The sequence below is a fragment of the Vibrio sp. 970 genome (assembly GCF_033339075.1).
Map to the genome: position 1 here is coordinate 122,982 of NZ_JAWOTW010000013.1, position 13,309 is coordinate 136,290.

Sequence of the window (13,309 nt, forward strand, 5' to 3'; positions counted from 1 at the left end):
CCAGTGGCATCGACTTTCACATGTGAAAGTTTGTGCCCCTCGGAAAGCAAGATTTTGCTCTCTGTCGAGAGTGAATAGTGAGGTAGCTGGCCTCCCCAAACAAACAGCATTCTACATAACCCTTGGGGGATCACTGCCCCTCGGGCTGGTGGTTCCCTGACAAACATGGAGCCACAACTATGACTACTCTTGCCAGCTTTGCGAATCCGATTTCTGTTATTCAACGCTCACCAACCAGTGGGGTGTTTGGCACAAATCAGTTCGTAGGAGACAAAGAGGGATTTGTACAAAAGGTGCTCGGAAAGTGGTACTGCAATCCAGGGAATACCATTCCCGTTGAGAGCATGTCCCACCTTGAGCAGGCGGAGAAACTGTATGACTTCTATGTCAAGTATCTCCAAGTGAAAGAAAAGATCTCTGTGAACCTTGGCCGGGTGCTGCATAAGCTGTACAGCACTGGTTCTATCAAGGAAGCAGAGATCGTGCTTGAAGCAATAAAGGCTCAGGCTGGCGTAACAGCTTGAGCAATCTACTAACCCTAAACCGGGTGCATCCGCCCGGTTCGGGACGTGGTGCGCCCCCAAACTATTTGGAGTGCATCATGGAAAAACATAACCTCAAATCCGGATTCAGCATCTATTTCGCTGACGTCCATTTCGAGAAACAAGTCTACGCATTCGGCTCAGGACTTGGCTTCACCTCTGTGATTTACGCCTACTCGCTGGGCCGAGATCCGGAAGAAGCTGAGAAGCTGGCGCTTGAAAAGTACGACTCTGACGAAACGAAGGTGAAGAAGGTGCATGTCAATCTGGCTCGCAGCCAGGACATCAACCGCTACACCTTCCCTGAACAAATGGCTGGCTTTGCTAATGCCATTCAGTCTCACGGCATCGCTGTGAACTGAGAACCACTTTAAACCCATCGGGGCCATTACTTCCCGATTGGGACGGTAGTGGCCTCTCAACCGAAAGGAGAGAGCTCATGGCTACTATCGTAAACACCAAGTTAGGAGAACATCGAGGCAAGAAGCGCGTCTGGCTGGAAGGCCAAAAGCTACTGCGTGAAGGTTACTATCCTGGCATGAAGTATGATCTGGAGCTGAAAGATTCCCAGGTTGTGCTTCGCGTCAAAGAGGAGGGTAAGTTCACCATCAGTAAGCGTGAGCGCAATGGCCGGGTGTCTCCAATCATCGATCTGACCGTGCAGGAGCTTGCTACCGTTTTTGACGGTGTAGAGATGCTCCGCGTGTTCATCCGTAACGGCGCAATTGTGATCTCTGCTCACCATCAACAAGAGCGAGTGATCGAGCGCGTCAACCGGCTTATCAGTAAGCTGGAGAATGGAGAATCGCTTTCGGTATGCAGCCTCTTTCATGGGGGTGGTGTGCTTGATAAAGCGATTCACGCCGGTTTTCACAAGGCGGGAATTGCCAGTGCCATATCTGTGGCCGTGGAGATGGAAGGGAAATATCTCGATTCGTCTTTGGCAAATAACCCGGAGCTTTGGAACGAAGATTCTATTGTTATCGAATCGCCAATCCAGGCTGTGAATCTCAGCAAACGCCCACCACAGGTGGATGTTTTGATGGGGGGCATACCGTGTACCGGCGCGTCAAAGTCAGGTCGCAGTAAGAACAAGTTGGAGTTTGCCGAATCGCATGAGGCGGCAGGTGCCATGTTCTTCAACTTCCTGCAATTCGTAGAAGCGCTAAACCCAGCCGTTGTGCTGATTGAGAACGTGCCTGAGTACCAGAACACCGCTTCGATGGAAGTGATTCGTTCGGTGCTCTCTTCGTTGGGTTACTCCCTACAAGAGCGCATTCTCGACGGCAATGAGTTTGGGGTTATTGAGCGCCGCAAGCGTCTTTGTGTTGTTGCGCTTTCCCACGGGATCGACGGGTTTGAACTTGAGAAGGTTCAGCCTGTTCGCACCAAGGAAAGTCGCATACAGGACATCCTGGAGCCAGTTCCGCTCGATTCTGAACGTTGGAAGTCATTTGACTATCTGGCTGAGAAGGAGTTGAGAGACAAAGCTGCTGGCAAGGGGTTCTCTCGCCAGCTTCTGACTGGCGACGATGAGTTTTGCGGCACCATAGGTAAGGACTATGCAAAATGCAGAAGTACCGAACCTTTCATTGTTCATCCAGAACAGCCGGAGTTGTCTCGCATCTTTACACCGACAGAACATTGTCGAGTGAAAGGGATACCAGAGGAACTCATCCAAGGTCTGTCGGACACTATTGCCCACCAGATTCTCGGGCAATCGGTAGTCTTTCCCGCGTTCGAGGCTTTAGCCCTCGCATTAGGGAACAGCCTGTGGAGCTGGGTTGGAATGATGCCAATCATGGTCGAAGTCGTGGATGAATCACAGCCGGTGATCGGTGGTGAAGACTTCCATTGGGCAACGGCATTGGTTGACGCAAAGGGCACTCTCAAGCTGTCACCGGCAGCGAAAAAACAGGGGATGCCCTTCAACATTATGGATGGTCAATTGGCTGTCTATTCACCTAACGGAACTAAAAAGAGCTGCGGCCATGAGCCTTGCGAATATCTCCCGGTAATGATGTCCGGAGACGCAATCATGGTCACTTCATCTTTGGTTCATTAGTAACTCACCGGGGCAATGCCGAAAGGCCTTTGCTCCGGCCTATCCGAAAGGAGAGTAATCATGAAAATCGAAACTGTTGTGCCTTTACCTCCCGAGGATTCAGGCCTTCAACACTGCATTGCCAGGTTCCATAACCGCAACATGGATTCCAAGCGAAAAGACAAGACCCGTTTTTTCAGGAGGGAGCCGGTTATGATCGTAAACCCAGAGACCAAAGCAAAGGTTCTCCGGTATGCGATGGGCAACCCTGGGAATTTATCCATCACAAAGCTGGCGGTCGCGCTGGATTACGATGCGGTAGATGCTCTGGGTGTTCGTTTTAAAGACACTGTAAATCTTGAGGTTCGCAGAGCCAGGCGCTGGGAAGTCTGGCAGTGGTTCTGGAACCATCCGGATCAAAGTGTCCAACTGTCAATCAAATTGGGCGTGGTTGGCGCTGTGTTGGGAGTCATGGGCTTCCTGACTGGCGTAGCTCCGTACCTCTTGGGATAAACCAATAAAGCCGTTAACGGGCAATGTAAGTCCGGAGACGGCTTGCATTGCTCTCTCGAAAGTGGAGAGTCAAATGAACACATTAGAACAACTTGTAAATCAGAGAGTGCTTGAGGAAGGTCTGAAAAAGGCGAAGCCATTGGCCGCGCAAATGGGGCTTGAATCTGTACCTGATGAGATGCTTGAAATGATCTGCCCAAACTTGAACTACTCTGGGCAGTTTACGCCAGCTCTGTACGCGAGATTTCAAAGCGTAAAGCGATTACTGAAAGAGTTGTCGGAACAAACCTCACCTAAGCACGGGCATATTGTGAAGTTTACCAACCAATATGGGAGCTACGATGAGTCAGCTTTGCTGTTCAAAGAAGGCGACGTCAGAAACCAGAACTTGGTTGCTTGTGTGGGCGGGAAGACGATAAATCTCGGAGAGCTAGAGCTTCGAGATTATGGGCTCAATATGCACATCGGTTGCGGTGGACCATTTGAGCCGATCTCAGAAGCGCAGATTCAGTCCTTGTCTGAGTTTGACTTCTATGAGACGACCTACAGATTCTGGGGCCAGAATCCATGTGGAAACGGGATGATAGACATCACCGTCCCTATGAAACGTTGGTTCTTGACTGTGTAGCTTCAACCTGAGTGCGCCGAGAAATCGGCGTACCGGCCCCTTAAAAAGGGTAATCAGCGCAGGGGGAAACCCCGCGCTTTCCCAAGCATCTCGGTTTCCCAGGGTGCTTCGGAAAGTGCCTTAGGCGCTCAAGTGCGGTAGCTGGCTGCCAAAAACAAACAGCAAATTATCAACCCTGACGGGAGCACCTCCTGTTAGGGGGGCTCCGTCATAAACTGAACGGAGATATAGCATGTCTAAAAACGTCAACGATGTTTTTTCAAACCGAACTTCTTTGGAATGTACTGTGAATGCAGCGCTGGATCGTCGTATCGGTCTGCGTGTCGGGTTCCCTCATTACAGAGAAGGAGCAAACGGTGTGGTTTGTGAGATCGAAGCAGAGTACCCATTGCTCAACACTCATTCGAGTGTTGCATGGCCCCTGCTCGATGAACTCAACAGTTACACCATCCAAAAAAACCAATCGCTCATTGATCACATTGATAATGCGGTCGCTGAACTGTTGAAACACAAGGCTCGTCTACAGCTTGATATTCAAAAGCTGCAAGACGGTGACATTGATCTGGTGAAACAGGCCAAGCAGCAATACGAAGACAACCAGATGTCGAGTAGCAGCTAGTTCAGGTCTGATAGCCAGGATTCAATTTTAACCCTACCGGGGTGCTTTCCCGGAAGGGATGGGCACCCTGCTAATCCAGGAGGCCCTATGCAACAAACATTAAACTTTGATCTATCAGAACAACCCATCCCAGTGCTTTTGCGTGGGGATAAGTGGGATTCTGTTTGGTCAGAACTGACTGATAACGAGGATTTGAACTTCGTTGATGCCAGTAGAGGAACCAGTCTGTCATCGTTGATCACGTCATCGGTTGAGTCCATTCACACGGCCTTAATTGATGGGTGGACCATGATGATCGGCTATTCCAGTGGTAAAGATTCTGAAACGGTCTTGCACCTGTTCCTGATGGCCCTGATCCGGGCTGTAAGGAGTGGGGCGACCATCAGCCAGCACCACTTCATCTTGCACACTGACACACTGATCGAAAGCCCAGAGGTAAGGTGGCTGGCGGATCAGAAACTGGCCGAGCTGGAGCGTTTCATTGCGAAGGAAAACCTTCCTCTGACCATCGTTCTAGCAAAGCCTGGGATCTCGCAGAGTTGGACGGGCCGAATCCTTACTGGGAGGGGGTTGCCTACGTTTTCCAACTCCACGGCCCGCCAGTGTAGCCAGGATTTAAAAATCACCTCTGCCAAAAGAGCGAAGGCAGCTTATATGCGAGAGCTTCCCAAAGAGGTTCGACAGAAAGTCTGCCTTTTGCTGGGCAGTCGTGATGCTGAAAGCACTATTCGTGCGGCCAACATTGCAAAACAGCGAGGAAGCTCAGATCGCGTCATTAAGACGAAAGATGGGGGTGAGCTGTATGTGGTGAAAAACTGGTTGGCGAGTGATGTCTGGGAGTTCTTACTATCCGCTGGCATGGGCTCAGCATATCCTCTGCCAAGTTACTTGGAGAGCAATGTCACTACGGCAGAGCTTTACAAGGCGGCAACAGGGGAGTGCGTGTGGTCGGCAACAGAGAAGAAGGCCAGTGACGCCTGTGGCGCTCGCTTCGGTTGCTGGGCTTGCCAGGCTGTTGGGTTGGATAAGTCAATGGAGACGTTGCTTGCCACGGACCCTGAAAGGCATGGCTATATGTCGGGGCTGAACCGCATCCAGCGCTACTTGGCAAAACGCCGGTACGCATGGGAAGACCGCCATCCCGTAGGTCGAACGATTTACGAGGGCGGATACATCAAAATACAGCCGGACGTTTACAGTCCTGTTTTCCTAGAACGATTGCTTCATGTCTGTTGCAGCATGGACTACATGGAGCAAAAGAGAGCTGATGAGCTGGCATACAAGCTGGCTACTGGTCAAGCAGAGGATAACGACTGGAACCGTCGAATGGCAGAGCCACAATTCCGGATCATATCGGAAGAGGCTTTAGTCCATATCGACTTCATGTGGGCCTTCCATCATTTCAATGATAAGCCTTTCCATGCCCTGGAGATTTACCACAGGGTTTGGTCGATGGGTGATCTGGACTTGCTGGAAGACGAGCCGCAGTGTGAAACCGTTCCTCAGTCACCAATTCCGAAGCCATTGTGGTTGAAGGTTGGTCGCTGGGGCGATGGTTCGCTTTCTGATGGCTTGGCCGATCCGTTAGCGGAAATGGCTTACTTTGACGGCGGGGATGACCCGTTGGCAGCGCAAGTGATCAATACCGCAGACGGAAAGAGAAGGGTGGTTTGCTTCGCAGAAGATGATGAAGTGAAAGTCGATCCCGACTCCGCTGCGTTCATCATCTGGAACGAATACCCGCGACTAAGGGAGTCTGTACTAAAGGGACATTATACGCCCGGTAGTGCAGCGCAGTTCTACCTTCGGTTCGGAGCAATCCAGCTTGCGAAAGGAAAAGGCGCTTTGTATCACCGTATGATGCAAAGAGGTCAAACCTACCACCAGATGGGCCTTACAGGGCTACAGACGATGGAAGGAATCCAACAGCGCAAGGATGTCAAAGTGCTTAGCGATGCTAAGTACAAAGATCTGGTGAAGCGAAAAATCAAGGGAAGACTGGCAACGGTACGCTGGTGGGTCAACTTGCACTTAACGTTCAAGTACCATCTGCACCACCGTACTCCGACGGGGTTGTTCATCGAGAAGCAACTTGACCAGGAAGCAATGGAAGAACAGAAACGGCATCAGGAGCGATGGTTTAACTACGTGACTGACGCGATGCTTTGTTACTCCAGCGCATTCTGTATGAGCGTCATGGAAGGGCGAGAGGGGAGCGGAAACGCCAACATTCGTCGTTACATGGCCGCGACCAGAAGGAAGGCTTATACGGCCCTCTGCGAGCTCTTGGACAATACTGACGCCCAGTGGATGAATGATGTGGTCCAGAGTGCCGTAGGGCAGTATGAGGCGATACAGGCAGCCCTAACCGAAGGTTCCGCGCTTGCTATCTATCTCGACTGGATCAACCTACTGTCAAAACGCCATCCAGCCTCTTTGGAGCGACATGTCAGAACGATGATCAAGGCGGTTCAACGCTTACATCGCCGCGACGACACAGAGTTGCAAAGAGGACAGCAAGGCTTGTCCTTGGCCGCATAAAAAGCCCTCCTTCGGGAGGGCTTTTTCTTTTGCACCCCAAAAGGGCAATTACAGCGTTTTACCCTTTTAGGTGGCTGTCATACTCTTTGTTCATTGTCAGCGCTTGCTGGCTATAACGGTAGCTGGCCCAAAACAGCAATAACCTAACCCCTCGGGAGGAAACCCCTCCTGGGTTCTCTCCCACAAACAAAGGAGAGAAGCATGAGCCTAGACAAGTTAAGTCGGCTGGTGGACCAACAACGAAAGATCCAGGATGAAATCGACAATGAAATCATTCTGGCCGTCAAAGAGGTGTTGGCTACAAACTCAGTCGGTTTAGCCCGTGAGCTTGTTGGGGGTGTCCCGCAAGATCATCCATTCCATCCGTTTTTACTCGCTATAGCTAAGCAGCTTGACCCGAGATAACTAAGTAACCCAACCGGGTACACCAAGGCCCGGTCGGCTTTGGTGTACCTCCAACCAATTTTGGAGGCACTATGTCTAATTCAAATTTCGGCTTTCTAGCTCTGGCCTTGCGCCAACGCCTGATCAAACGCTGGTCACTGATGCACTCTGTTCAACCGGAGTCTGTGTTGGAACACAGCGCTGTTGTTACCCTGCTTTCCTACCTGGCTGGCAATATTGCCATTCAGCAAGGGAAGTCGGTGGATCTGGCAGTCATGCTTGCTCATGCTTCGTTGCATGATGCAGCCGAGGTTCTCTGTTCGGATGTTGTAACACCGGTCAAGAAAGCAAACGCTGTTTTGCAGCGTGAGTTTGAACGACTGGAAAAGGCCGCAGAGGACAAACTCATCCAGACTCTTCCCGAAGAACTCCAGGATGCAGTCGCCATAGCCTTCGCTCCCGGTGGCTATGAACAATCACTGGTTAAGGCCTGTGATACCTACTCCGCTTACATCAAGTGCAAACTTGAGGTGGCCGCAGGTAATGGCCTTGAGTTCCAGGATGCTCTCAGCAAAATGGAACGTGTTGTTGCTCAGGTGAAATCGGACTTCCCGGAAATCGACGCTCTGGACAAATGGTTTGGTAACGGACTCGGCCATTCAGTAGATAAACTGCTGGCAGGGGGTAACGATGACTAATCCAATCCCTGGCGACATCAAGATTAAGGACTTTGGCCGCGACCGGAAATTCCGTTCGGTTGATGAGCTTCAAAGCACTTTGTCAGAACAGTACAAAGGTCAGCATGTCAGCATCGTTTACCCTGCAAAGCCCAGCGGTTTACTCCGCACGGTTTTTGTCAGTGTCGATGATGCTGGTGGCGTGAATCGAACCTATGGGGACCAGTCTCCTGTCGATTTTTCTGCCATCAAAGATGACCTGTATGTACCAAGTGACCTGTAGGAGAGCACTAGCTATGGTGGTGATCATCGTAAACACAGGACACTATGAGTTTATCGGCCTTGGTGAGACCCACGGACAAGCCACAGAAGGGCTTTTGAAACGCTGGGACGAACACTGCGAACGTAATCCGGATGCTGAGTCTGGTTACATGCAGGAGCTGATAGAAGAAGGAAGCGCACAAGTTGTCGAGATGGAGCCCGGCTCCGCCGTAATTTACGGACTTGACGGCTAAGCCTTCTCAACTAACCCACTCGGGCGCATCATCCCGAGAGGGTGTGGTGCGTCCTAACCAAAAGGAATGCACTATGTCTAACTTTGAACAAGCTCTGGAGCGTACTGACGGTAAAACACTGATTCTCAGCAATGGGAGTAAGTGGGCAGGCCAAGACCCGGACAGTATTCAGACTTTACTGGATGTCCTGGGTGACAACGTTCTTGACCCGATGTTTGAGCAGTATCACTGTTATCGCCCATACCCGTTTGAACCAATGGTGAGGACGGGGCGAAATGGCGAAATGTTCCAGCCTTGGCTTGGGGCAGCCTGCTTCTTTGGGAACTTCCTGACTGTCTCTCATGTTTTCAACATCATCACGAAAGATGACGGTGTTGTTGAGGCCTTAACAGAGGCGATCCGGAAGAATATGGCGACTGAACAGTACCAGCAGAATGCCTATGAGCGTTATGCCGGTTGGTTCTACGCTGAAACCAGCGAAGGGTTAAGGCTAGTCTCTCCAAGTGAGGCTGCCGACATCCGAGCTGGCGCAGTTTCAAAGCTGCGTTACCCAAGAAACTTCGAGGTTATGAAAACTGCGGTTCTCAAAGGTCCTCGATTTGATACTGAATTAAGCCGCAAGGCTTCTTAACCCAAACATTAACCCCACGGGGGACATCGGTCCCTGAGGGGATGGTGTCTCCCTCTGAAATTAAGGAGATACCAATGATTAAACAGCATTTTCAAAACGAACTGGTTAAGTGTGGATACCCGGATGATCTGACGATTGAGTACAGTCTCGGATACTGCCAGGGGGATGGCGTAGCCTTCTACGGGGATTTGAGCGTTGATGACGTCAAAGCTCTCATGAATCGCCTATTCAGCACTGAGCCCGGCCAAGTGGATGCTGTCAGCCGCGTGAAGAACCTGATGGCACAGAAAGACATTGAGAATATGCTTTCTGTCCTCCGCGAATATGGTTCCTGTGACCTGTCCATTACTCGGAATAGTCACGGGCATCACTACAGCCATTGGAACTGCATGAACATCGACGACAACGTGGACTTCACAGGGATCTTCCCTGATGATGATTCCATGATTGGCACCGGCATTGAAGGGATTAACCAGGATATGGTCGAGCGCTGGCAAGACCTCTGGGAACGCTTTGTGCTGGAGCTGGCGGATGATGTAAAAAGTCTTTCCAAGAAGCTCGAAGCGGACGGGTACTCGCTGATCGAGGCCTCTCCATGCGAAGATGAAGTGGTTTGGGAACGGGCCACTGAAAACTACCTGGTGCGTGTTACTGAACTCCCTGAGCGGGATTTCGATATGGGCCACTGGGATGACGAAGTAAGAGACCAAACAATTTGTTCTATCCTGGAAGGGAAAGAGCGAGTGCTTGGCCTACGTGTTGAGGTACTCTCTCGTGAAAACGAGATTGTCCTGGGTGAAGAGAGTCTGCACGGCTTGACCGTTGCCAGTGATGACAAGAGCTACGCTGGCTACAGACGAGAACTTCTCCGGGGAGCTATCCAGCAAACCAGGGACTTTTTCTCTCGCCACCTCAAAGCGGCATAACAAGGCAGGGGGAAACCCCTGCTTTACTTCCCAAGTCTTCTTACTCATGGTGAATACCATCAGTAAGCAGATTTTGTTCTCTTCGGAGAGCGAAAAGTGCGATAGCTGGTCGCCAAAAACAAACAGCAAATTAACGTTAATTTATTAATCCCTGCGGGAGTCTATCTCCTGCTGGAGATACCTCCCGTTATTTCTGGAGGTATCCATGAACAAATTCCAAGACTTTAAGTTGGTTTATCGTCAAGGTGGTCGTCGCTTAGAGCGTGTCTTTACGGACACTCTTTACGCGAATGTGAAGCGTGTCGCTGACTCGTTTCCTCCGACCGTTCTTTGGCGCATTCAGCCAGCGTAAAACTCGGAACCTTAAAGCTCGGCTTTGGCCGTGACCTTTCAATAACCCATGCGGGTACACTTCCCCGCACGGGGTAGGTGTACCCATTAACTTTGGAGTACACCTTATGAACCAAGTAGCTAAATTGGACCTCGCCCAAATCCGTCAACAAGCCATCAATGATGGTCTGCTGGTGGACCAATCTTCCATCGGTAAACAAGCTGGTTTCCTGACCAATGTGGCAGTGACCCCGGCAATTGTCGATGGAGTATTTGGTGCAGATGGTAAGCACTCGGTAGAAGACTTCCTTTTCATGTTTTTGCAGCTTTGTGTTGCTCAAACAAAGGTCGCTTTTACCGACAACAAGAATTGGGGAAAGATTCGTCTTTATTACCCCATGCCCACTGTAGATGGCTTTTTCAAACCCACTGAGGTTGTGATTAAGTCAGATCCTGTAACCGCAGATGTCACAATCATGATGGCCTCGGAAGAGGGCGCTCATTTGTGCTTGTGATATTCACAAAATTCGCCTCCGTTTCGGGGGCGACCTTTTTAAACCCCTCGCCGGGGAGAACTCCCCGGCTGGGGAGCCTCCTTGGCACATTCTCCCGGTGTCGGGGTTTCCTTAAAACCCTGGCGACGGGGGTTTAAGGAAGCCTCGATGCTGGGGTTCACGCTAAGGAGAAAACCTATGTCTTACTACAAAGCTGACACCGTTCGTGAAGCTGCAAACGGAAACTGGCTATTCATCCTGGCGGCCCTAGCGCCCCATCTTGAACCAGCTCTCCGTAAACCTGGTCGTCATGTTTCTTGTCCTATCCACGGCGGGAAAGATGGCTTCCGACTGTTCAAGGATGCCCACCTGACTGGTGGCGGCGTATGCAATACATGCGGTGCCAATCATGATGGTTTTGAGCTGCTGATGTGGCTCAATAACTGGGACTTTAAACAGTGCCTGAGCGAGGTTGGTGATTATCTGGGCGTTGAGAAAGAGCAACCCCAGTATCAACAAGCCGCTGCACCGACACGAGCTCCTGTCCAGGCCAAAGCGCCTGTTCAGCAAGAGCCTATGAAGGTGAATAACAAGGTTCTCGATTCCAAGAATCGTAAAAAATCCATTGCCGGTACTCTGATTGCCCACGGTAAAGCTCCTTATGAGCATAACGAAGACAACGAGCTCAGCTACTTTGCCTTCATCCGTGACAAGAGCGGTTTGGAACGCACCATCTGGGGCGTGGATCTTGAAAGAGCCATTGGTGAAAGTGAAGCCAAGTATGGGGATGAGATCGTCATGACAAACCTCGGGCGCGAGCCTGTAACTGTCGTCGTTGAAGTTAAGGACGAGCAGGGGAATGTTGTGAGAGAACAACCTATGCAAACGCATCGCAACACCTGGCTGGTGGAACGTCGCGGCGCTACGGTAACGCAGTTCCGCGCTCGCTCGAACGGTGGTGTTGAGCCGGTGAGTCACCATGTTGAGTCGGCCCCTGTGGTCAACCGCAAGGTAGAAACTCCGGCACCGCAAGTACAACCTGCGGCCACACAACCGGAAGAGCAAAGCAGCGAAAATAAGCCGAAAGTTGTTCCGATGTTTCGTGAACAACCTAAGCCTTGGTTGCTTGAGCTCCAAGAAGAAATGGAGAAGAGAATGGAGCGCGAACGCGCTTACAGTGCTCGTCTCCGTGAGAAAATCGAGAAGGTATGGAACGAGTGTTTGCCGTTCTCCAGTCATGTGACTGAGCCAATGCGTCTGTACTTCAAAAACCGCGAGCTGCTGTTCAAAGTTGATGAAGTAGAAAAAACAGACTGTCTGCGGTTCAATCCGGCTATGGCCTACTACGACGAAGATGGCAATGAAGTTGGGAAATTCCCGGCTATCGTCTGCGCTATCCGAGATGTGGAAGGCAACCTGGTAACGCTCCACCGCACCTATCTCACCCAAAACGGTAAAAAAGCCAAGGTCGGCAACGCCAAAAAGATGATGCCCATTCCTGACGGTTTGGATGTCAATGGCGCGGCCATCCGCCTCGGTGAACCGACTGAGGGTATCCTGGGTGTTGCAGAAGGGCTGGAAACAGCTCTGTCAGCTTATCGAGTCACTCAAATCCCGGTTTGGTCAACGGTCAATGCCACCCTAATGGAGTCCTTCGAGGTTCCAGAAGGTGTTCACACCGTACTGATCTGGGCTGACAAAGATAAGTCTGTGACTGGGGAGAAGTCAGCGAACGTGCTGAAAGCCAAGCTGGAGAAGCGCGGCATTCGTGTGTACGTCCTGCTGCCTAAGCTCCCGATCCCGCCCAGAGCGAAAGGGATTGACTGGAACGATGTCCTGATGAGTCAGGGAAGCCTCGGTTTCCCGAATGCTCGCTACCTGCGCGATTTCATTGCGAGAAGGAGAGCTGAGTATGGCCGTCATTGATGTCTCGAAGGTTGATACAACGCCTGGTAACGACGCGGTGTGCCCCTTCTCTCCCCCTGAGGGGTGGGAGGGGGACTCTGCGGCCTACGTTGAGCTTATGCGGTCTCGGTATCGTCATCTGATGCACGGCCAGAGAATGATGGTGACAGCCTCCTTCGCAAGAAGGGAGCCTATCCAAGTTACTGGCCCGTTTGCTGATGAAGCGACGAAGATCATTAACTCAATGAAGATGAACAAGGCGAAGCCAACAGCTTTGTCTGCCTAAAACTTTAACCCTGAGGGGGTGTTCATGCCCTCTCAGGCATGATTCGCCTCCTCTTCAACTATGGAGGTAATCATGAAAAAGTTTTTGCGTATTAAGACGTGGTTTGTGCGTCTTTTCTCTCCTGACAAGAAGACTCTGGGAGCTATCGGTGAAGACCTGCGTAAGGTCGCCGTAACAGCCATCGGTGTCGGTATTGTAGGGGTCGTCTCAGAAAACGGAATCTATGGTCACTCCCGTTTTTGCAACACCGATTTTGACGACAAGTTGGCTTGCT

General features: G+C 51.1%; 18 protein-coding genes. All 18 read left to right on the forward strand.

What is annotated here, in order from left to right:
• Positions 1–179 precede the first annotated feature (179 nt).
• Complete coding sequence (locus R7Q11_RS18380; RefSeq protein ID WP_000209093.1) at positions 180–524, forward strand: hypothetical protein; 345 nt, start codon at positions 180–182, stop codon at positions 522–524.
• Positions 525–601: 77 nt separating this feature from the next.
• The gene (locus tag R7Q11_RS18385; protein WP_000410925.1) at positions 602–904 is read left to right on the forward strand and encodes a hypothetical protein; all 303 of its coding nucleotides are present in this window, start codon (positions 602–604) and stop codon (positions 902–904) included.
• 77 nt (positions 905–981) lie between these two features.
• Complete coding sequence (locus R7Q11_RS18390) at positions 982–2,607, forward strand: DNA cytosine methyltransferase (RefSeq protein WP_000201432.1); 1,626 nt, start codon at positions 982–984, stop codon at positions 2,605–2,607.
• A gap of 60 nt (positions 2,608–2,667) precedes the next feature.
• Positions 2,668–3,099 carry a hypothetical protein gene (locus tag R7Q11_RS18395; protein ID WP_000687894.1) on the forward strand — a complete coding sequence of 144 codons (432 nt, stop codon included), beginning with the start codon at positions 2,668–2,670 and terminating at the stop codon, positions 3,097–3,099.
• A gap of 73 nt (positions 3,100–3,172) precedes the next feature.
• The gene (locus R7Q11_RS18400; protein ID WP_001093867.1) at positions 3,173–3,727 is read left to right on the forward strand and encodes a hypothetical protein; all 555 of its coding nucleotides are present in this window, start codon (positions 3,173–3,175) and stop codon (positions 3,725–3,727) included.
• 232 nt (positions 3,728–3,959) lie between these two features.
• Positions 3,960–4,346 carry a hypothetical protein gene (locus R7Q11_RS18405; RefSeq protein ID WP_000042274.1) on the forward strand — a complete coding sequence of 129 codons (387 nt, stop codon included), beginning with the start codon at positions 3,960–3,962 and terminating at the stop codon, positions 4,344–4,346.
• 87 nt (positions 4,347–4,433) lie between these two features.
• Positions 4,434–6,887, forward strand: a complete 2,454-nt coding sequence (locus R7Q11_RS18410) for a phosphoadenosine phosphosulfate reductase (protein WP_001187969.1) — start codon at positions 4,434–4,436, stop codon at positions 6,885–6,887.
• Positions 6,888–7,088: 201 nt separating this feature from the next.
• Entirely contained in the window at positions 7,089–7,292 is a 204-nt protein-coding gene (locus R7Q11_RS18415) for a hypothetical protein (RefSeq protein WP_000050847.1), read from the forward strand.
• A gap of 71 nt (positions 7,293–7,363) precedes the next feature.
• The gene (gene yfbR / locus R7Q11_RS18420; RefSeq protein ID WP_000071870.1) at positions 7,364–7,969 is read left to right on the forward strand and encodes a 5'-deoxynucleotidase; all 606 of its coding nucleotides are present in this window, start codon (positions 7,364–7,366) and stop codon (positions 7,967–7,969) included.
• Entirely contained in the window at positions 7,962–8,231 is a 270-nt protein-coding gene (locus tag R7Q11_RS18425; protein WP_000184110.1) for a hypothetical protein, read from the forward strand. The genes yfbR and R7Q11_RS18425 overlap by 8 nt, the downstream gene beginning before the upstream one ends.
• Positions 8,221–8,463 carry a hypothetical protein gene (locus R7Q11_RS18430; RefSeq protein WP_405532174.1) on the forward strand — a complete coding sequence of 81 codons (243 nt, stop codon included), beginning with the start codon at positions 8,221–8,223 and terminating at the stop codon, positions 8,461–8,463. Before R7Q11_RS18425 ends, R7Q11_RS18430 begins: the two co-directional genes overlap by 11 nt.
• A 73-nt stretch (positions 8,464–8,536) precedes the next feature.
• On the forward strand, positions 8,537–9,094 hold the full coding sequence (locus R7Q11_RS18435; protein ID WP_000064432.1) for a hypothetical protein: 558 nt from the start codon (positions 8,537–8,539) through the stop codon (positions 9,092–9,094).
• Between the two features lie 74 nt (positions 9,095–9,168).
• Positions 9,169–10,020 carry a hypothetical protein gene (locus R7Q11_RS18440; protein WP_000595210.1) on the forward strand — a complete coding sequence of 284 codons (852 nt, stop codon included), beginning with the start codon at positions 9,169–9,171 and terminating at the stop codon, positions 10,018–10,020.
• A gap of 205 nt (positions 10,021–10,225) precedes the next feature.
• Positions 10,226–10,372, forward strand: coding sequence for a hypothetical protein (locus R7Q11_RS18445; protein ID WP_001032043.1), 147 nt, complete (start codon positions 10,226–10,228; stop codon positions 10,370–10,372).
• Between the two features lie 106 nt (positions 10,373–10,478).
• Complete coding sequence (locus R7Q11_RS18450; RefSeq protein WP_001077336.1) at positions 10,479–10,865, forward strand: hypothetical protein; 387 nt, start codon at positions 10,479–10,481, stop codon at positions 10,863–10,865.
• 177 nt (positions 10,866–11,042) lie between these two features.
• On the forward strand, positions 11,043–12,770 hold the full coding sequence (locus R7Q11_RS18455) for a toprim domain-containing protein (RefSeq protein WP_000122922.1): 1,728 nt from the start codon (positions 11,043–11,045) through the stop codon (positions 12,768–12,770).
• Entirely contained in the window at positions 12,712–13,035 is a 324-nt protein-coding gene (locus R7Q11_RS18460; protein ID WP_015058952.1) for a hypothetical protein, read from the forward strand. Before R7Q11_RS18455 ends, R7Q11_RS18460 begins: the two co-directional genes overlap by 59 nt.
• Before the next feature lie 72 nt (positions 13,036–13,107).
• Positions 13,108–13,309 (forward strand): hypothetical protein (locus tag R7Q11_RS18465; protein ID WP_042632561.1); only part of this gene is annotated, 202 nt, incomplete at its 3' end.